General features: G+C 71.9%; 17 protein-coding genes. 16 read left to right on the top strand and 1 reads right to left on the bottom strand.

The annotated features are described in order from the left end of the window. Positions 1-8 precede the first annotated feature (8 nt). The 16 genes from ACH5AO_RS06380 (at position 9) to ACH5AO_RS06305 (ending at position 16,750) form a co-directional block, all read left to right on the top strand. Entirely contained in the window at positions 9-881 is an 873-nt protein-coding gene (locus ACH5AO_RS06380) for a glycosyltransferase family 2 protein (RefSeq protein WP_398922871.1), read from the top strand. 98 nt (positions 882-979) lie between these two features. After that, on the top strand, positions 980-1,915 hold the full coding sequence (locus ACH5AO_RS06375; protein WP_398922367.1) for an ABC transporter permease: 936 nt from the start codon (positions 980-982) through the stop codon (positions 1,913-1,915). Further along, a complete protein-coding gene (locus ACH5AO_RS06370; protein WP_398922365.1) occupies positions 1,908-2,684 on the top strand; it encodes an ABC transporter ATP-binding protein in 777 nt (258 codons plus the stop codon). Before ACH5AO_RS06375 ends, ACH5AO_RS06370 begins: the two co-directional genes overlap by 8 nt. Before the next feature lie 359 nt (positions 2,685-3,043). Then, positions 3,044-3,955, top strand: coding sequence for a squalene synthase HpnC (hpnC, locus tag ACH5AO_RS06365; protein ID WP_398922363.1), 912 nt, complete (start codon positions 3,044-3,046; stop codon positions 3,953-3,955). Then, a complete protein-coding gene (gene hpnD / locus ACH5AO_RS06360) occupies positions 3,952-4,902 on the top strand; it encodes a presqualene diphosphate synthase HpnD (protein WP_398922361.1) in 951 nt (316 codons plus the stop codon). The genes hpnC and hpnD overlap by 4 nt, the downstream gene beginning before the upstream one ends. Then, positions 4,902-5,027 (top strand): DUF6380 family protein, encoded by a 126-nt coding sequence (locus tag ACH5AO_RS06355; protein WP_384723679.1) that lies wholly within the window; start codon positions 4,902-4,904, stop codon positions 5,025-5,027. Before hpnD ends, ACH5AO_RS06355 begins: the two co-directional genes overlap by 1 nt. Continuing rightward, positions 5,024-6,451, top strand: coding sequence for a hydroxysqualene dehydroxylase HpnE (gene hpnE, locus ACH5AO_RS06350; RefSeq protein WP_398922358.1), 1,428 nt, complete (start codon positions 5,024-5,026; stop codon positions 6,449-6,451). Before ACH5AO_RS06355 ends, hpnE begins: the two co-directional genes overlap by 4 nt. A gap of 71 nt (positions 6,452-6,522) precedes the next feature. Next, positions 6,523-7,587, top strand: a complete 1,065-nt coding sequence (locus tag ACH5AO_RS06345; RefSeq protein WP_398922868.1) for a polyprenyl synthetase family protein — start codon at positions 6,523-6,525, stop codon at positions 7,585-7,587. Positions 7,588-7,704: 117 nt separating this feature from the next. Beyond that, positions 7,705-9,750, top strand: coding sequence for a squalene--hopene cyclase (shc, locus tag ACH5AO_RS06340; RefSeq protein ID WP_398922356.1), 2,046 nt, complete (start codon positions 7,705-7,707; stop codon positions 9,748-9,750). Then, positions 9,750-10,391: a 1-hydroxy-2-methyl-2-butenyl 4-diphosphate reductase gene (locus tag ACH5AO_RS06335; RefSeq protein WP_398922354.1), complete on the top strand. Its 642-nt coding sequence runs from the start codon at positions 9,750-9,752 to the stop codon at positions 10,389-10,391. Before shc ends, ACH5AO_RS06335 begins: the two co-directional genes overlap by 1 nt. A gap of 5 nt (positions 10,392-10,396) precedes the next feature. After that, complete coding sequence (gene hpnH, locus ACH5AO_RS06330; RefSeq protein WP_398922352.1) at positions 10,397-11,419, top strand: adenosyl-hopene transferase HpnH; 1,023 nt, start codon at positions 10,397-10,399, stop codon at positions 11,417-11,419. 4 nt (positions 11,420-11,423) lie between these two features. Continuing rightward, on the top strand, positions 11,424-12,581 hold the full coding sequence (ispG, locus tag ACH5AO_RS06325) for a flavodoxin-dependent (E)-4-hydroxy-3-methylbut-2-enyl-diphosphate synthase (protein WP_398922350.1): 1,158 nt from the start codon (positions 11,424-11,426) through the stop codon (positions 12,579-12,581). Positions 12,582-12,612: 31 nt separating this feature from the next. Beyond that, positions 12,613-14,526, top strand: coding sequence for a 1-deoxy-D-xylulose-5-phosphate synthase (gene dxs / locus ACH5AO_RS06320; protein ID WP_398922348.1), 1,914 nt, complete (start codon positions 12,613-12,615; stop codon positions 14,524-14,526). Beyond that, positions 14,523-15,926, top strand: a complete 1,404-nt coding sequence (locus ACH5AO_RS06315; RefSeq protein WP_398922346.1) for an aspartate aminotransferase family protein — start codon at positions 14,523-14,525, stop codon at positions 15,924-15,926. The genes dxs and ACH5AO_RS06315 overlap by 4 nt, the downstream gene beginning before the upstream one ends. A 75-nt stretch (positions 15,927-16,001) precedes the next feature. Continuing rightward, entirely contained in the window at positions 16,002-16,625 is a 624-nt protein-coding gene (locus ACH5AO_RS06310; protein ID WP_398922344.1) for a helix-turn-helix domain-containing protein, read from the top strand. Then, positions 16,622-16,750, top strand: coding sequence for a DUF6126 family protein (locus tag ACH5AO_RS06305; protein WP_391794542.1), 129 nt, complete (start codon positions 16,622-16,624; stop codon positions 16,748-16,750). The genes ACH5AO_RS06310 and ACH5AO_RS06305 overlap by 4 nt, the downstream gene beginning before the upstream one ends. A 19-nt stretch (positions 16,751-16,769) precedes the next feature. Here the strand turns inward: ACH5AO_RS06305 and ACH5AO_RS06300 are convergent, their stop codons facing one another. After that, entirely contained in the window at positions 16,770-17,567 is a 798-nt protein-coding gene (locus ACH5AO_RS06300) for a tyrosine-protein phosphatase (RefSeq protein ID WP_398922342.1), read from the bottom strand. Between the last annotated feature and the right edge of the window lies 1 nt (position 17,568).

Below are 17,568 nucleotides of genomic sequence, written 5' to 3'. Positions count from 1 at the left end.
GCGCCGGCATGAAGGTCGGCGCGGTGATCATCACCATGGGCAACCGCCCCGACGAACTGCGGGCCCTGCTGGACTCGGTCGCCAAACAGGACGGCGACCCGGTCCAGGTGGTCGTCGTCGGCAACGGTTCGCCCGTCCCCGAGGTCCCCGAGGGCGTCCGCACCGTCGAACTGCCGGAGAACCTCGGCATACCCGGCGGCCGCAACGTCGGCATCGAGGCCTTCGGGCCCGGCGGCACCGACGTCGACATCCTGCTCTTCCTCGACGACGACGGCCTGCTCGCCGGCCACGACACCGCCGAGCTGTGCCGCGAGGCCTTCGCGGACGACCCGGCGCTCGGCATCATCAGCTTCCGCATCGCCGACCCGGAGACCGGGGTCACCCAGCGCCGCCACGTGCCCCGGCTGCGCGCCTCCGACCCGATGCGCTCCTCCCGCGTGACCACCTTCCTGGGCGGCGCCAACGCCGTACGCACCAAGGTCCTCGCCGAGGTCGGCGGGCTGCCGGACGAGTTCTTCTACGCCCATGAGGAGACCGACCTGGCCTGGCGGGCCCTCGACGCCGGCTGGCTGATCGACTACCGGTCCGACATGGTGCTGTACCACCCGACCACCGCCCCCTCGCGGCACGCGGTCTACCACCGCATGGTCGCCCGCAACCGCGTCTGGCTGGCCCGCCGCAACCTCCCCGCGCTCCTGGTCCCGGTCTACCTGGGCGTCTGGATGCTCCTCACCCTGCTGCGCCGGCCCTCGCGCCCCGCGCTGAAGGCGTGGTTCGGCGGTTTCCGGGAGGGCTGGGCCACCCCCTGCGGGCCCCGCCGGCCCATGAAGTGGCGTACGGTGTGGCGGCTGACCCGACTGGGCCGGCCCCCCGTCATCTGACAAGCTCGTATCCGGGAACATCGGGGCCGTACCCAGGCTCCCCGGCTCATGCCAGGCCCCCGCGGGCCGCGCATCTCGAGGACGAAAGTTTTCCACCAGTGAGTGAGACCACGCACGACGGCACGGTCGCGGTCACCGCGACCGTGCCGCCCGACGAGGGCCTGACGGCGGACCGGCTCGCCGCCAAGTACGGGCTCTCCGTCAGCGGTGCCCGGCCGTCCCTCGGCGAGTACGTCCGTCAGCTCTGGGACCGGCGGCACTTCATCCTCGCCTTCTCCCGGGCGAAGCTGACCGCCCAGTACAGCCAGGCCAAGCTCGGCCAGCTGTGGCAGGTGGCGACCCCGCTGCTGAACGCGGCCGTGTACTTCTTCATCTTCGGCCTGCTGCTGGGCGCCAACCGGGGCATCCCGAAGGACGTGTACGTGCCGTTCCTGGTGACGGGCGTGTTCGTGTTCACCTTCACCCAGAGCTCGGTGCTGGCCGGGGTGCGGGCCATCTCCGGGAACCTGGGACTGGTGCGGGCGCTGCACTTCCCGCGCGCCTCGCTGCCCATCTCCTTCGCGCTCCAGCAGCTCCAGCAACTGCTGGCCTCGATGATCGTGCTGGTCGTCGTGATGCTGGGGTTCGGCAGTTTCCCCGACCTGTCGTGGCTGCTGGTGGTCCCGGCGCTGCTGCTGCAGTTCGTGTTCAACACCGGGCTGGCGCTGATCTTCGCGCGGATGGGCAGCAAGACGCCCGACCTGGCCCAGCTGATGCCGTTCGTGCTGCGCACCTGGATGTACGCGTCCGGCGTGATGTTCAGCATCCCGGCGATGCTGCACGACAAGGACGTGCCGAGCTGGCTCGCCGACGTGCTCCAGTGGAACCCGGCGGCGATCTACATGGACCTGGTCCGCTTCGCGCTGATCGACGAGTACGGCTCCTCCTACCTGCCCCCGCACGTGTGGGCGTTCGCGCTGGGCTGGGCGCTGCTGGCCGGCGTGATCGGGTTCGTCTACTTCTGGAAGGCTGAGGAGAGGTACGGCCGTGGCTGACACCACCGACGAGAAGATCCCCACGGTCATCGCCGACGACCTGCACATCGTCTACCGCGTCAACGGCGCGAAGACCGGCAAGGGCAGCGCCACGGCGGCGCTCAGCCGCATCGTCAAGCGGGGCGAGGAGCGGGGCGTGCGCAAGGTGCACGCCGTGCGCGGGGTCTCCTTCGTGGCGTACCGGGGCGAGGCGATCGGGCTCATCGGCTCCAACGGCTCGGGCAAGTCGACCCTGCTGCGGGCCATCGCCGGACTGCTGCCCGCCGAGCGGGGCAAGGTCTACACCGACGGCCAGCCCTCCCTGCTCGGCGTCAACGCCGCCCTGATGAACGACCTGACCGGCGAACGCAACGTCATATTGGGCGGGCTCGCCATGGGCATGTCCCGCGAGCAGATCCGGGAGCGCTACCAGGAGATCGTCGACTTCTCCGGGATCAACGAGAAGGGCGACTTCATCACCCTGCCGATGCGCACCTACTCCTCCGGCATGGCGGCCCGGCTGCGCTTCTCCATCGCCGCCGCCAAGGACCACGACGTCCTGATGATCGACGAGGCGCTGGCCACCGGCGACCGCAAGTTCCAGAAGCGCTCCGAGGCCCGCATCCGGGAGCTGCGCAAGCAGGCCGGCACGGTGTTCCTGGTCAGCCACAACAACAAGTCGATCCGCGACACCTGCGACCGCGTGCTCTGGCTGGAGCGCGGTGAGCTGCGCATGGACGGGCCCACCGACGAGGTGCTCCGGGAGTACGAGAAGTTCACGGGCAAGTAGCCCGGTGCCACGCGGGCCTCGCCGGAACTGTCCGGCGGGGCCCGGTGTCTGTGAAGGAGGCGTCAACTCCGGCCGCTCGGCGGAATCTTGACGCCGATCGGTGTGTTGTCGTGTTGCGCGGAGACCCCCGTCGTCGTGCGCCGCGTTGTACAACGTAAGCTGTACCGGTCCCGAAAGACGGCAATCAGGGCCATAATGCCCGACACCATTCAACGATGCCGCCCGGTGGAAGCCTGGGTGGCGTGTCCGAAATAGTGCGTATTGGGTCAACAGTGTAGAACGGGAGATGTGACGGCGATGGCTATGGAAACTCCCCTGCTGAGCGCAGTATGTGCCGTCCCCGCCCATGGCAGTCCGCGATGACGCCCGTGGCCGCGGCGCGCGCCGCCGACCCCGGACGCGCCACCCTCGACAAGGCCGCCGCCGAGAACTTCCCCGTGGCCCCCTTCTTCCTGCCCAGACCCTGGCGCGACGACCTCATGGCGGTGTACGGGTTCGCCCGTCTGGTCGACGACATCGGCGACGGTGACCTGGCCCCCGGCGGCGCCGACGCCCGCCTCCTCGGAGTGCCCGAGGACGCCGCCGAGGACCGGTCCGCACTGCTGGACGCCTTCGAGGCGGACCTGCGCCGGGTGTTCGAGCCGGCGGGCCCCGAGCCGGGCCATCCGCTGCTGCGCCGGCTCCGGCCGACGGTCCGCCGCCACGCGCTGACCCCCGAGCCCTTCCTCGGCCTGATCGCCGCCAACCGCCAGGACCAGCTCGTCAAGCGGTACGAGACCTACGACGACCTGCTCGCCTACTGCGAACTGTCGGCCAACCCCGTCGGCCGCCTCGTCCTCGCCGTCACCGGCACCTCGACGCCCGAGCGCGTCCGCCGCTCCGACGCGGTCTGCACCGCCCTCCAGATCGTCGAGCACCTCCAGGACGTCGCCGAGGACCTCGGCCGCGACCGCGTCTACCTGCCCGCCGCGGACATGAGGCGCTTCCACGTCCAGGAGGCGGACCTCGCCGTGCCCACCGCGGGCGCGTCGGTGCGCGCACTCGTCGCGTACCAGGCGCAACGCGCCCGGGAGCTGCTGAATGAGGGCACCCTCCTCGTGGGTAGCGTCCACGGCAGGCTCAGACTGCTGCTCGCGGGGTTCGTGGCGGGAGGAAGGGCGGCCCTCCGCGCGATCGCCGCCGCCGAATACGACGTACTTCCCGGCCCGCCCAAGCCCGGCAAGGTCCAGTTGCTGCGCGAGGCGGGCGCGACTCTGCGAGGAAAGGGGTGATCCGGACCGTGGAGCCGCAACCGCCCGCGTCAGCACCGGTACTCGCCGCCTACAGCTACTGCGAGGCCGTCACCGGACAGCAGGCACGCAACTTCGCCTACGGCATCCGGCTGCTGCCGGTGCCCAAGCGGCGCGCGATGTCGGCGCTGTACGCGTTCTCCCGGCGCGTCGACGACATCGGCGACGGCCCGCTGGCGAACGACGTCAAGGTGACCCGGCTGGAGGACACCAGGGCGTTGCTCACCCGGATCCGCGACGGCGCGGTCGACGAGGACGACACCGACCCGGTCGCGGTCGCCCTCGCCCACGCCGCCGCACACTTCCCGATCCCGCTCGGCGGCCTGGACGAACTCATCGACGGCGTCCAGATGGACGTACGCGGCGAGACCTACGAGACCTGGGACGACCTCAAGGTCTACTGCCGCTGCGTCGCGGGTGCCATCGGGCGGCTCTCGCTCGGGGTGTTCGGCACGGAAAGAGGGGCGCGCGGCGTCGAACGCGCATCCGAGTACGCCGACACGCTCGGCCTCGCCCTCCAGCTCACCAACATCCTCCGCGACGTCCGCGAGGACGCCGAGGGCGGGCGCACCTACCTGCCCGCCGACGACCTCGCCAAGTTCGGCTGCTCGGCCGGATTCGACGGGCCGACACCACCGGAAGGCGCCGATTTCGCGGGCCTGGTGCACTTCGAGGTGCGCAGGGCCCGTGCCCTTTTCGCCGAGGGCTACCGGCTGCTCCCCCTGCTCGACCGGCGCAGCGGCGCCTGCGTCGCCGCCATGGCCGGCATCTACCGCCGGCTCCTGGACCGCATCGAGCGCGACCCCGGGGCGGTGCTGCGCGGCCGGGTCTCCCTGCCCGGACGCGAGAAGGCGTACGTCGCGGTACGCGGCCTGTCCGGCCTGGACACCCGGCACGTGACCCGGCGCACCGTCAGGAGGCGCGCCTGATGGACGCCCCGCACCCCGGCGGAAAACGGCGGGCAACCCTCCGCCGCGACGCCGCGTCCCAGACTGAGACGGCCGGCTCCGCACCGTTCGAGCAGCGCACCGGCCGGACAGGGGAGGGCGCATGAGCCACGGCACACGCTCAGCGGGGCCGCACACGGACGATCCCGCTCCGGCAGGACGGCACGCCGTGGTCGTCGGCGGCGGGCTCGCCGGCGTCACCGCCGCGCTCGCCCTCGCCGACGCCGGGGTGGGCGTCACCCTGCTCGAAGGCCGGCCGCGCCTGGGCGGGCTCGCCTTCTCCTTCCAGCGCGGCGACCTGACCGTCGACAACGGCCAGCACGTGTACCTGCGCTGCTGCACCGCCTACCGCTGGTTCCTCGACCGGATCGGCGGAGCGGCGCTGGCACCGCTGCAGGACCGTCTCGACGTGCCCGTGCTCGACGTCACGCGCCCCGAGGGGCGGCGGCTCGGCAGGCTGCGGCGCGACGCGCTGCCCGTGCCCCTGCACCTGGGGCGCAGCCTCGCCACGTATCCGCACCTGTCGCTGGCCGACCGGGCCAGGGTCGGCCGGGCCGCGCTCGCGCTGAAGGGGCTCGACCTCGCCGATCCGGCCCTGGACACCCAGGACTTCGGCAGCTGGCTGGCCGCGCACGGCCAGTCGGCGCGCGCCGTCGAGGCCCTGTGGGACCTGGTCGGGGTCGCCACCCTCAACGCGGTCGCGGGCGACACGTCCCTGTCGCTCGCCGCGATGGTGTTCAAGACCGGTCTGCTGTCCGACCCCGCGGCGGCCGACATCGGCTGGGCCCGGGTGCCGCTGGGTGAACTGCACGACCGGCTCGCCCGCAAGGCGCTCGACTCCGCGGGCGTGCGTACCGAGGTCCGTACACGGGTCACCTCCGTCTCCGTGAAGGGGAACGGAGGATGGAGCGTCCAGGTTCCCGGCGAGACGGTCCACGCCGACGCGGTCGTCCTCGCCGTACCCCAGCGCGAGGCGCACGACCTGCTGCCCGAGGGCGCGCTCGACGCCCCCGAACGGCTGCTCGCCCTCGGCACCGCCCCGATCCTCAACGTGCACGTCGTCTACGACCGCAAGGTGCTCGGGCGCCCCTTCTTCGCCGCCCTCGGCACCCCCGTGCAGTGGGTCTTCGACCGCACCGACGCGTCCGGGCTGAAGCGCGGCCAGTACCTGGCACTCTCCCAGTCCGTCGCCCGGGACGACATCGACGAGCCGGTCGCCGCGCTGCGCGAGCGGTATCTGCCCGAACTGGAACGGCTGCTGCCGCGCACGCGCGGCGCCCGGGTCGAGGACTTCTTCGTCACCCGGGAGCGCACCGCCACCTTCGCGCCCGCCCCCGGCGTCGGACGCCTCAGGCCCGGCGCCCGCACCAAGGCACCCGGCCTGTACCTGGCCGGAGCGTGGACCGCCACCGGGTGGCCCGCGACCATGGAGAGTGCGGTCCGCAGCGGCGTCGGCGCGGCGGACGCCGCGCTGAGCGCCCTCGGCCGGCCCCGCCCCCGCCACCTCTTCGCGATCGAGGAGGCGGCCTGATGCTGCAACAGAGCGGCGCGGCAGGTTCCCGCACCCCCGGTACCGCAACAAGAGGAGAGACTGTGCCCCCTGTGCCCCCGGCCTCGCAGGCCGCTCGAAGGACCGCGGTGGACGTGTCCGCGCTCCTGGAGCGCGGCCGGACCCTGGCCACGCCGGTACTGCGGGCGGCCGTCGACCGCCTGGCACCTCCCATGGACACGGTCGCCGCCTACCACTTCGGCTGGATCGACGCCCACGGCCGGCCCGCGGACGGCGACGGCGGTAAGGCGGTGCGCCCCGCCCTCGCCGTGCTCTCCGCCGAGGTCACCGGGGCCGCCCCCGAGACCGGCGTCCCCGGCGCGGTCGCCGTCGAACTGGTCCACAACTTCTCCCTCCTGCACGACGACCTGATGGACGGCGACGAACAGCGCCGGCACCGCGACACCGTCTGGAAGGTGCACGGCCCCGCCCAGGCCATCCTGGTCGGCGACGCCCTGTTCGCCCTGGCCAACGAGGTGCTGCTGGAGCTCGGCACGGTGGAGGCGGGCCGCGCCACCCGCCGGCTGACCGCGGCGAGCCGTGCGCTCATCGACGGCCAGGCACAGGACATCTCCTACGAGCACCGCGACCGCGTCAGCGTCGAGGAGTGCCTGGAGATGGAGGGCAACAAGACCGGCGCCCTGCTCGCCTGCGCCAGCTCCATCGGCGCGGTGCTCGGCGGCGCGGACGACCGCACCGCCGACGCGCTGGAGAGGTACGGCTACCACCTCGGCCTGGCCTTCCAGGCCGTCGACGACCTCCTCGGCATCTGGGGCGACCCGGAGGCCACCGGCAAGCAGACCTGGAGCGACCTGCGCCAGCGCAAGAAGTCCCTCCCGGTCGTGGCCGCGCTCGCGGCGGGCGGCCCCGCCTCCGAGCGGCTCGGCGAGATCCTCGCCGCCGACGCCAAGAGCAGCGACTTCGCGAACTTCTCCGAGGAGGAGTTCGCGGCCCGTGCCGCCCTCATCGAGGAGGCCGGCGGCCGCGACTGGACCGCCGAAGAGGCACGCCGTCAGCACACCGTCGCCATCGAGGCCCTCGACGCCGTGGACATGCCCCACCCGGTGCGGGAGCGGTTCACGGCGCTCGCGGACTTCGTCGTCGTACGAAAGAGATGATCACTATCGGTCGAATAGCCCTCGCGTAGTCGCCGGCCGGTGCTGCGGGGAGAACGGCACCGGCCGACGGCGGACCCACAGCAGACACCACTCGCAGGACTGCACGAAGGGGAAGCCATGACAGCGACGACCGACGGAAGCACCGGGGCGGCGTGGCCGTCCCGAACGTCCGCGGCCAGCGAAAACGACACCGACATCCCCGAGGCGGCCGGGGTTCCCGACATCGCCGCCCGCGCCGTGCGGCGGGCCACCGACTTCCTGCTGTCCCGGCAGGACGACCAGGGCTGGTGGAAGGGCGACCTCGAGACCAACGTCACGATGGACGCCGAGGACCTGCTGCTGCGTCAGTTCCTCGGCATCCGCGACGAGGACACCACCCGCGCCGCCGCCCTGTTCGTCCGCGGCGAGCAGCGCGAGGACGGCACCTGGGCCACCTTCCACGGCGGACCCGGCGACCTCTCCGCCACCATCGAGGCGTACGTCGCCCTGCGGCTGGCCGGAGATCCGCCCGACGCACCGCACATGGCGAGAGCCTCCGCCTGGATCCGCGAACGGGGCGGCATCGCCGCCTCCCGCGTCTTCACCCGGATCTGGCTGGCCCTGTTCGGCTGGTGGAAGTGGGAGGACCTGCCCGAACTCCCGCCCGAGCTGATCTGGTTCCCGTCCTGGGTGCCGCTCAACATCTACGACTTCGGCTGCTGGGCCCGGCAGACCATCGTGCCGCTGACCATCGTCTCCGCCGAGCGGCCGGTGCGCCCCGCCCCGTTCCCGCTGGACGAGCTGCACACCGACCCGCACCGCCCCAACCCTCCCCTGCCGCTCGCCCCGCCGAACACCTGGGACGGCGCCTTCCAGCGGCTGGACAGGGTCCTGCACACGCTGCGCGGAGCCGTCCCGCGCCGGCTGCGCAGGGCGGCCATGAACACCGCCGCCCGCTGGATCATCGAACGGCAGGAGAACGACGGCTGCTGGGGCGGCATCCAGCCCCCGGCGGTGTACTCGATCATCGCGCTGCACCTGCTCGGCTACGACCTGAACCACCCGGTGATGCGCGCGGGCCTGAAGTCGCTGGACCGGTTCGCCGTGTGGCGCGAGGACGGGGCCCGGATGATCGAGGCCTGCCAGTCCCCGGTGTGGGACACCTGCCTCGCCACCATCGCGCTGGCCGACGCGGGCCTGCCCGCCGACCATCCGCAACTGGTCAAGGCCGCCGACTGGATGCTCGGCGAGCAGGTCGTGCGGCCCGGCGACTGGTCCGTGCGCCGGCCCCATCTGCCGCCCGGCGGCTGGGCGTTCGAGTTCCACAACGACAACTACCCCGACATCGACGACACCGCCGAGGTGGTCCTCGCGCTGCGCCGGGTCAAGCACCACGACCCCGAACGGCTGGACAACGCGATCGGACGCGGGGTCCGCTGGAACCTCGGCATGCAGTCGAAGAACGGCGCCTGGGGCGCCTTCGACGTCGACAACACCAGCCCGTTCCCCAACCGGCTGCCGTTCTGCGACTTCGGCGAGGTCATCGACCCGCCGTCGGCCGACGTCACCGCGCACGTCGTGGAGATGCTCGCCGTCGAAGGACTCGCCCACGACCCGCGCACCCGGCGCGGCATCCAGTGGCTGCTCGCCGAACAGGAGCCCGACGGCTCCTGGTTCGGCCGCTGGGGCGTCAACTACCTCTACGGCACCGGCTCCGTCGTCCCCGCGCTGACCGCCGCCGGCATCCCCGCCTCGCACCCGGCGATCCGGCGGGCCGTGGCCTGGCTGGAGAAGGTGCAGAACGACGACGGCGGCTGGGGCGAGGACCTGCGCTCCTACCGCCACGCCCGGGAATGGGCCGGCCGCGGCGCCTCCACCGCCTCCCAGACCGCCTGGGCGCTGATGGCGCTGCTGGCGGCGGGCGAGCGGGACTCCAGGGCCGTCGAACGCGGCATCGCATGGCTGGCGGCCACCCAGCGCGAGGACGGCTCCTGGGACGAGCCGTACTTCACCGGCACCGGCTTCCCCTGGGACTTCTCCATCAACTACCACCTCTACCGGCAGGTCTTCCCGCTCACCGCGCTCGGCCGGTACGTGCACGGGGAACCGTTCACCGGGAAACCGGCCGCGGCGAGGACCGGGGCCGGGCCCGGACAGCCGCTCGCCGAGGCGAAGGGAAGCTGATGAGCCCCCGGCCCGCCCCGGCCCCGCTGCTGATCGCCTGCGCGCTCGGCATCGAGCGGTTCGCCCTGCGCGGACGCGACCGGGGCACGTGGGGCGGGCCGGTCACCGTCCTGCGCACGGGCATGGGGCCGACGGCGGCCGAACGCTCCGTCACCCGGATGCTCGCCGGCCCGGAGATGGGCGGGGCGGCCGTCCTCGCCACGGGCTTCTGTGCCGGGCTCGCCCCCGGCATGCACCCCGGCGACCTGGTCGTCGCAGGGGAGACCCGGGACCCGCGCGGCAGCGTTCCGTGCGTGGGCACCGAACTGCTGGTGAAGGAGCTGGGGCGTGCGGTGCCCGGGCGCACCGTCCACACCGGTCCGCTCACCGGCTCCGACCACGTCGTCCGCGGTCACGAACGGTCCGCTCTGCTCGCGACCGGCGCGATCGCGGCCGACATGGAATCCGCCGCCACGCTCCTGAGCGCCGTCCGCACGGGCGAGCGCCCGGTTGCGGCCGTCCGGGTGATCGTGGACGCTCCTGAACACGAACTCGTCCGGATCGGCACGGTGCGCGGTGGAATATCGGCTTTCCGCGTCCTCCGGTCCGTACTCCCGGCTTTCCAAGAATGGCACCGTTCCTTGCCGCTCCCCAGGAGGTGAGCCAGATGGCCATGCCGCTGCGTCAGTCCATCAAGGTCGCTACATACTTGGCCGAACAGAAGCTCCGAGGGCGGGACAAGTTCCCGCTGATCGTCGAACTGGAACCGCTCTTCGCCTGCAATCTCAAGTGCGAGGGGTGCGGCAAGATCCAGCACCCGGCCGGGGTGCTCAAGCAGCGGATGCCCGTCGCCCAGGCCGTCGGCGCGGTACTGGAGTCCGGGGCGCCCATGGTGTCGATCGCCGGCGGCGAGCCCCTGATGCACCCGCAGATCGACGAGATCGTGCGCCAGCTGGTGGCCCGCCGGAAGTACGTCTTCCTGTGCACCAACGCCATGCTGCTGCGCAAGAAGATGGACAGGTTCACCCCGTCGCCGTACTTCGCGTTCGCCGTGCACATCGACGGGCTGCGCGAGCGCCACGACGAGTCCGTGGCGAAGGAGGGCGTGTTCGACGAGGCCGTGGCGGCCATCAAGGAGGCCAAGCGGCGCGGCTTCCGGGTCACCACCAACTCGACCTTCTTCAACACCGACACCCCGCAGACCGTCGTCGAGGTGCTCGACTTCCTCAACGACGACCTCGAGGTCGACGAGATGATGATCTCGCCCGCCTACGCCTACGAGAAGGCCCCCGACCAGGAGCACTTCCTGGGCGTGGAGCAGACCCGGGAGCTGTTCAGGAAGGCCTTCGCGGGCGGCAACCGGCGCCGCTGGCGGCTGAACCACTCCCCGCTCTTCCTGGACTTCCTCGAGGGCAAGGTCGACTTCCCGTGCACCGCGTGGGCGATCCCGAACTACTCCCTGTTCGGCTGGCAGCGCCCCTGCTACCTGATGAGCGACGGCTATGTGCCGACGTACCGGGAGCTCATCGAGGACACCGACTGGGACAAGTACGGCCGCGGCAAGGACCCGCGCTGCGCCAACTGCATGGCGCACTGCGGCTACGAGCCCACCGCCGTCCTCGCCACCATGGGGTCCCTGAAGGAGTCGCTGCGCGCCATGCGCGAGACGGTCTCCGGGAACCGGGGGTGAGGCCATGACCGCCGTCCCGCTCGGGATGCCCGAGGCGCCGCTGCCGCCGCTCGCCGAGCGGCGTGCCTCGCGACGGATCCAGGTCGGTCCGGTGCCGGTCGGCGGCGGCGCCCCGGTGTCCGTGCAGTCGATGACGACCACGCGCACGTCCGACATCGGCGCCACCCTCCAGCAGATCGCCGAGCTCACCGCCGCCGGCTGCCAGATCGTCCGCGTGGCCTGCCCCACCCAGGACGACGCCGACGCCCTCCCGGTGATCGCGAAGAAGTCGCAGATCCCGGTGATCGCCGACATCCACTTCCAGCCCAAGTACGTCTTCGCCGCGATCGAGGCCGGCTGCGCGGCGGTCCGCGTGAACCCGGGCAACATCAAGCAGTTCGACGACCGGGTGAAGGAGATCGCGCGCGCCGCCCGGGACCACGGCACCCCCATCCGGATCGGCGTCAACGCCGGCTCGCTGGACCGGCGCCTGCTGCGGAAGTACGGCAGGGCGACCCCGGAGGCGCTCGTCGAGTCCGCCCTGTGGGAGGCGTCCCTCTTCGAGGAGCACGACTTCCGGGACATCAAGATCTCCGTCAAGCACAACGATCCGGTGGTGATGATCAACGCCTACCGGCTGCTCGCCGAGCGGTGCGACTACCCGCTGCACCTCGGCGTCACCGAGGCCGGGCCCGCCTTCCAGGGCACCGTCAAGTCGGCCGTCGCCTTCGGGGCGCTGCTCAGCGAGGGCATCGGCGACACCATCCGCGTCTCGCTGTCGGCCCCGCCGGTCGAGGAGATCAAGGTCGGCATCCAGATCCTGGAGTCGCTCAACCTCAGGCAGCGGCGGCTGGAGATCGTCTCCTGCCCGTCCTGCGGCCGCGCCCAGGTCGACGTGTACAAGCTTGCCGACGAGGTGACCGCGGGTCTTGAGGGCATGGAGGTGCCGCTGCGGGTAGCCGTCATGGGGTGTGTCGTCAACGGTCCCGGCGAGGCCCGCGAGGCCGACCTGGGTGTCGCCTCCGGCAACGGCAAGGGCCAGATCTTCGTGAAGGGCGAGGTCATCAAGACCGTGCCCGAGTCGAAGATCGTTCAGACGCTGATCGAGGAGGCCATGAAGATCGCCGAGGAGATGGAGAAGGACGGCATCGCGTCGGGGGAGCCGGCCGTCACCGTGAGCTGAACAGCACGGAACTTTCGAAGGGGGCCCGAGCGTGACGATTCTGGAGAGCATCCGGCAACCACGTGACCTGAAGGCGCTGTCCGAGGCGGAACTCGGCGAACTGTCCCACGAGATCCGGGAGTTCCTGGTGCACGCGGTCGCCAGGACCGGCGGGCACCTCGGACCCAACCTCGGGGTGGTGGAACTCACCGTCGCCCTGCACCGGGTCTTCGAGTCGCCCGTGGACCGCATCCTGTGGGACACCGGCCACCAGAGCTACGTCCACAAACTCCTGACCGGACGTCAGGACTTCTCCAAGCTGCGCGGCAAGGGCGGCCTGTCCGGCTACCCCTCCCGCGAGGAGTCCGAGCACGACGTCATCGAGAACAGCCACGCCTCCACGGCCCTCGGCTGGGCCGACGGACTCGCCAAGGCCCGCCAGGTGCGGGGCGAGAGGGGCCACGTCGTCGCGGTGGTCGGCGACGGCGCCCTCACCGGCGGCATGGCCTGGGAGGCGCTCAACAACATCGCCGCCGCCAAGGACCGGCCGCTGATCGTCGTCGTCAACGACAACGAACGCTCCTACGCCCCCACCATCGGCGGCCTCGCCAACCACCTCGCCGCCCTGCGCACCACCGACGGCTACGAACGCGTGCTGGCCTGGGGCAAGGACGTGCTCCAGCGCACCCCCCTGGTCGGCCCCACCGTCTACGAGGCACTGCACGGCGCCAAGAAGGGCTTCAAGGACGCCTTCGCCCCCCAGGGCCTCTTCGAGGACCTGGGCCTGAAGTACGTCGGCCCCATCGACGGGCACGACATCAGGGCCGTGGAGTCCGCGCTGCGCCGCGCCAAACGCTTCCACGGGCCCGTCCTGGTCCACTGCCTCACCGAGAAGGGCCGCGGCTACGAACCCGCCCTCGCCCACGAGGAGGACCACTTCCACACCGTCGGCGTGATGGATCCGCTGACCTGCGCGCCCCTCGTCCCGTCCGGCGGCCCGTCCTGGACCGCCGTCTTCGGCGAGGAGATCGTCCGCATCGGCGAGGAACGCGAGGACGTGGTGGCGATCACCGCCGCCATGCTGCGCCCGGTCGGCCTCGGCGCCTTCGCCGAACGGTTCCCGGACCGGGTGTGGGACGTCGGCATCGCCGAGCAGCACGCGGCCGTCTCCGCGGCGGGCCTGGCGACCGGCGGCCTGCACCCGGTCGTCGCCGTCTACGCCACCTTCCTCAACCGCGCCTTCGACCAGCTGCTGATGGACGTGGCGCTGCACCGCTGCGGGGTGACCTTCGTGCTGGACCGGGCCGGTGTCACCGGCGTCGACGGGCCCTCGCACAACGGCATGTGGGACATGTCCGTCCTCCAGGTCGTCCCCGGCCTGCGCATCGCCGCGCCCCGCGACGCCGGCCAGCTCCGCGCCCAGCTGCGCGAGGCGGTCGCCGTCGACGACGCGCCCACCCTGCTCAGGTTCCCCAAGGAGTCCGTGGGCCCGGAGATCCCCGCGCTGGACCGCGTCGGCGGCATGGACGTGCTCCACCGGGCGGACGCCCCCGAGGTGCTCCTGGTGGCCGTGGGAGTGATGGCGCCGGTCTGTCTCCAGGCCGCCGAACTGCTCGAAGCGCGGGGAACAGGATGCACCGTGGTCGACCCCCGCTGGGTCAAGCCCGTGGACCCGGCCCTGCCCCGACTGGCCGCAGGACACCGCATGGTGGCCGTTGTCGAGGACAACAGCCGTGCGGCCGGGGTCGGTTCGGCGGTCGCGCTGGCGCTGGGCGACGCCGGGGTCGACGTGCCCGTGCGGCGGTTCGGGATCCCGGAGCAGTTCCTCGCCCACGCCAAACGCGCTGAGGTGCTCGCCGACATCGGCCTCACCCCGGTCGAGATCGCCGGCCGGATCAGCGCGGGCCTCGCCGTCGGCGAAGAGCCCGGGAAACAGTCACCTGACCCACGGGAGCCCCAGGCATGACCACCGCGGAGTCGTCGCAGACCGGGGGGTTCGACCTCGGCGCGTTGCTGGCCGAGCGCGGAGCCGAGCGCTACGAGCTGCACACCCGGTACCTCAACCACCAGCTCCCGCGCATGCTGCACACCATCGGCTTCGACAAGGTCTACGAGCGCGCCGAGGGCGCCCACTTCTGGGACGCCGACGGCAACGACCACCTGGACATGCTCGCCGGGTTCGGGGTGATGGGCCTGGGCCGCCACCACCCCGTGGTCCGCAAGGCGCTGCACGACGTCCTGGACGCCTCCCTCGCCGACCTCACCCGCTTCGACTGCCAGCCGCTGCCCGGCCTGCTGGCCGAGAAGCTGCTCGCGTACAGCCCCCACCTGGACCGGGTGTTCTTCGGCAACAGCGGCACGGAGGCGGTCGAGACCGCCCTGAAGTTCGCCCGGTACGCGACCGGCAGGCCGCGCGTGCTGTACTGCGAGCACGCCTTCCACGGCCTGACCACCGGCTCGCTCTCCGTCAACGGCGAGATCGGCTTCCGGGACGGCTTCGCCCCGCTGCTGCCCGACACGGCCGTCCCCCTCGGCGACCTCGGCGCGCTGGAGCGGGAGCTGCGCGAGGGGGACGTGGCCGCCCTGATCGTGGAGCCGATCCAGGGCAAGGGCGTCCACGAGGCGCCGCCCGGCTATCTGCGGGCCGCGCAGGAGCTGCTGCACCGGCACAAGGCGCTGCTGATCGCCGACGAGGTGCAGACCGGACTGGGCCGGACCGGCGACTTCTACGCCCACCAGCACGAGGCGGGGGTCGAGCCGGACCTGGTGTGCGTGGCCAAGGCGCTCTCCGGCGGCTACGTACCGGTGGGCGCCACCCTCGGCAAGGACTGGATCTTCAAGAAGGTCTACTCGTCGATGGACCGGGTGCTGGTCCACTCGGCCAGCTTCGGGGCCAACGCCCAGGCCATGGCGGCGGGCCTCGCGGTGCTGTCGGTCATGGAGGACGAGCGGATCGTCGCGAACGTCCGGCGCACCGGCGAGCTGCTGCGGACCCGGCTGGCCGCACTGACCGACAAGTACGAGCTGCTCGCCGACGTCCGCGGCCGGGGCCTGATGATCGGCATCGAGTTCGGCCGGCCCCGGTCGCTGAAGCTGCGCTCGCGCTGGGCCGTGCTCCAGGCCGCCCGCAAGGGACTCTTCGCGCAGATGGTGGTCGTGCCGCTGCTGCGGCGGCACCACATCCTCACCCAGGTCTCCGGCGACCATCTGGAGGTGATCAAACTGATCCCGCCGCTGGTCATCGACGAGCGGGACGTGCACCGGTTCGTGGACGCCTTCACCGCGGTGATGGACGACGCGCACGACGGCGGCCTGATGTGGGAGTTCGGCAGGACGCTGGTGAAACAGGCCGTCGCCGACCGCTGAGACCCGCGCCGCGCCAGGATTTGCCCCTCAGGCAAGAAAATTGCCCACGGGGCAAATCCGGTGCTCAATGGAGGCATGAGCTCCTTCGAGGCCGGGCCGCCGGCCGAACCGGCCGACGCGCTCTGTGCGGTCGCGCCGCAGCTGCGTGCCCTGCGGCGACGGGCCTCCCTCACCCTGGAGGCCGCCGCCCGTGACGCGGGTCTGTCGCCCGCGCACCTCTCCCGGCTGGAGACCGGACAGCGCCAGCCCTCGCTGCCGATGCTGCTCTCCCTCGCCCGCACCTACGGTACGACGGTCTCCGAGCTGCTCGGCGAGTCGGGCACCGACCGGGACGCCGTGGTGCGCGCCGCCGACATGGAGTCCACGGCGGCGGGCGGCTGGACGTACTGGCAGGCCGGCGCCGCCGGGCGCGGCATGCAGGCCCTGCGGGTCCGTGTGCCGCACGGCTCCCAGGGCGACATCGTGCGCGTCCACCCCGGCGAGGAATGGCTGTACGTCCTCAAGGGGCGGCTGCGGCTGCGCCTCGGGGACACCCTGCACCGGCTCGCCCCGGGCGACAGCGCGCACTTCGACTCGCTGACCCCGCACCGCATCGCCGCCGCCGACCCCGACGGGGTCGAGCTGCTGTTCGTCCATACCCTGCTGCAGAGTCCCACGGCCGCGCTGTGCCTGGGCCCGATCCACGGAGAAGCGACATGACCGGCAAAGACATGGAAGAGAAGTTCCCCCGGGCCCTGTGGGTGCGGCTGTTCATCTACATCGTGGTGGGACACCTCTTCGCAGCCTTCATCTACTTCCTCTTCGAGATCGCTCCGAAGAAGTAGGCGCCCGCCCGGGCCCGCCTCAGTCGAGCAGGCGCTCGCGCAGCCGCTCCCGGGCCTCGGGCGTGAGCCCGAGCGCCTGCTCCAGGTACGGCTCCACACCGCCCCAGGTCTCCTCGATGGTCTCGAAGGCCGCCGACAGGTACTCCTCGCGCGCGTCGAACAGCGGGCTGAGCAGCTCCATGACCTCGGGGGAGTAGGCCGAGGCGGAGCTGCCGCTGCGCTGCACCTTGTAGCGGCGGTGCTTGGCGTTGGACTTGAGGTAGTCCTCGAGGATCGCGTCGCGCTCGACACCCAGCGCGAGCAGCGTCACCGCCACCGACAGCCCCGCGCGGTCCTTGCCCGCCGCGCAGTGCATCAGCACGGGGACGCTGTCCTCGGCGAGCGAGCGCAGCACCCGGGAGTGCTCGGCGGTGCGCTCCTTGATGATCAGCCGGTAGGAGCTGATCATCCGGTCCGCGCCCTTGCCGTCCGCGAGGATCGAGCGCAGCTGTTCCAGATCGCCGTCGCGGACCATCTTCCAGAACTCGGCGCCGTCGGCCGGGTCGCTGAGCGGCAGGTTCACGTTGCGCACGCCCGGCAGGGCGACGTCCGGCCCCTCCAGCCTCTGGTCGGCCGCGTTGCGGAAGTCGAAGACCGTGTGCAGCCCGAGCGAGGAGAGGAAGGCGGCGTCCTCGGCGGTCGCGTGGGCGAGATGGCCGCTGCGGAAGAGCACTCCGTACCGCACCCGTCGGCCGTCGACGGTCGGTAGTCCGCCCACGTCGCGGAAGTTGCGTACTCCGGTCAGCTCGGGTTCGGTCGACGGGATCTGCTGCGTCACG

The sequence above is a fragment of the Streptomyces sp. NPDC018964 genome (genome assembly GCF_044390325.1).
Lineage (GTDB): Bacteria > Actinomycetota > Actinomycetes > Streptomycetales > Streptomycetaceae > Streptomyces.
This window is presented reverse-complemented; position numbering and strand designations above follow the sequence as displayed.

What these genes read in the sequence shown, in the direction of transcription:
- ACH5AO_RS06380 (WP_398922871.1), top strand. Translation starts at nt 9, where the DNA reads ATGAAGGTCGGCGCGGTGATCATCACCATGGGCAACCGCCCCGACGAA.
- hpnC (WP_398922363.1), top strand. Translation starts at nt 3,044, where the DNA reads ATGACGCCCGTGGCCGCGGCGCGCGCCGCCGACCCCGGACGCGCCACC.
- ACH5AO_RS06355 (WP_384723679.1), top strand. Translation starts at nt 4,902, where the DNA reads ATGGACGCCCCGCACCCCGGCGGAAAACGGCGGGCAACCCTCCGCCGC.
- hpnE (WP_398922358.1), top strand. Translation starts at nt 5,024, where the DNA reads ATGAGCCACGGCACACGCTCAGCGGGGCCGCACACGGACGATCCCGCT.
- shc (WP_398922356.1), top strand. Translation starts at nt 7,705, where the DNA reads ATGACAGCGACGACCGACGGAAGCACCGGGGCGGCGTGGCCGTCCCGA.
- ACH5AO_RS06335 (WP_398922354.1), top strand. Translation starts at nt 9,750, where the DNA reads ATGAGCCCCCGGCCCGCCCCGGCCCCGCTGCTGATCGCCTGCGCGCTC.
- hpnH (WP_398922352.1), top strand. Translation starts at nt 10,397, where the DNA reads ATGGCCATGCCGCTGCGTCAGTCCATCAAGGTCGCTACATACTTGGCC.
- ispG (WP_398922350.1), top strand. Translation starts at nt 11,424, where the DNA reads ATGACCGCCGTCCCGCTCGGGATGCCCGAGGCGCCGCTGCCGCCGCTC.
- ACH5AO_RS06315 (WP_398922346.1), top strand. Translation starts at nt 14,523, where the DNA reads ATGACCACCGCGGAGTCGTCGCAGACCGGGGGGTTCGACCTCGGCGCG.
- ACH5AO_RS06310 (WP_398922344.1), top strand. Translation starts at nt 16,002, where the DNA reads ATGAGCTCCTTCGAGGCCGGGCCGCCGGCCGAACCGGCCGACGCGCTC.
- ACH5AO_RS06305 (WP_391794542.1), top strand. Translation starts at nt 16,622, where the DNA reads ATGACCGGCAAAGACATGGAAGAGAAGTTCCCCCGGGCCCTGTGGGTG.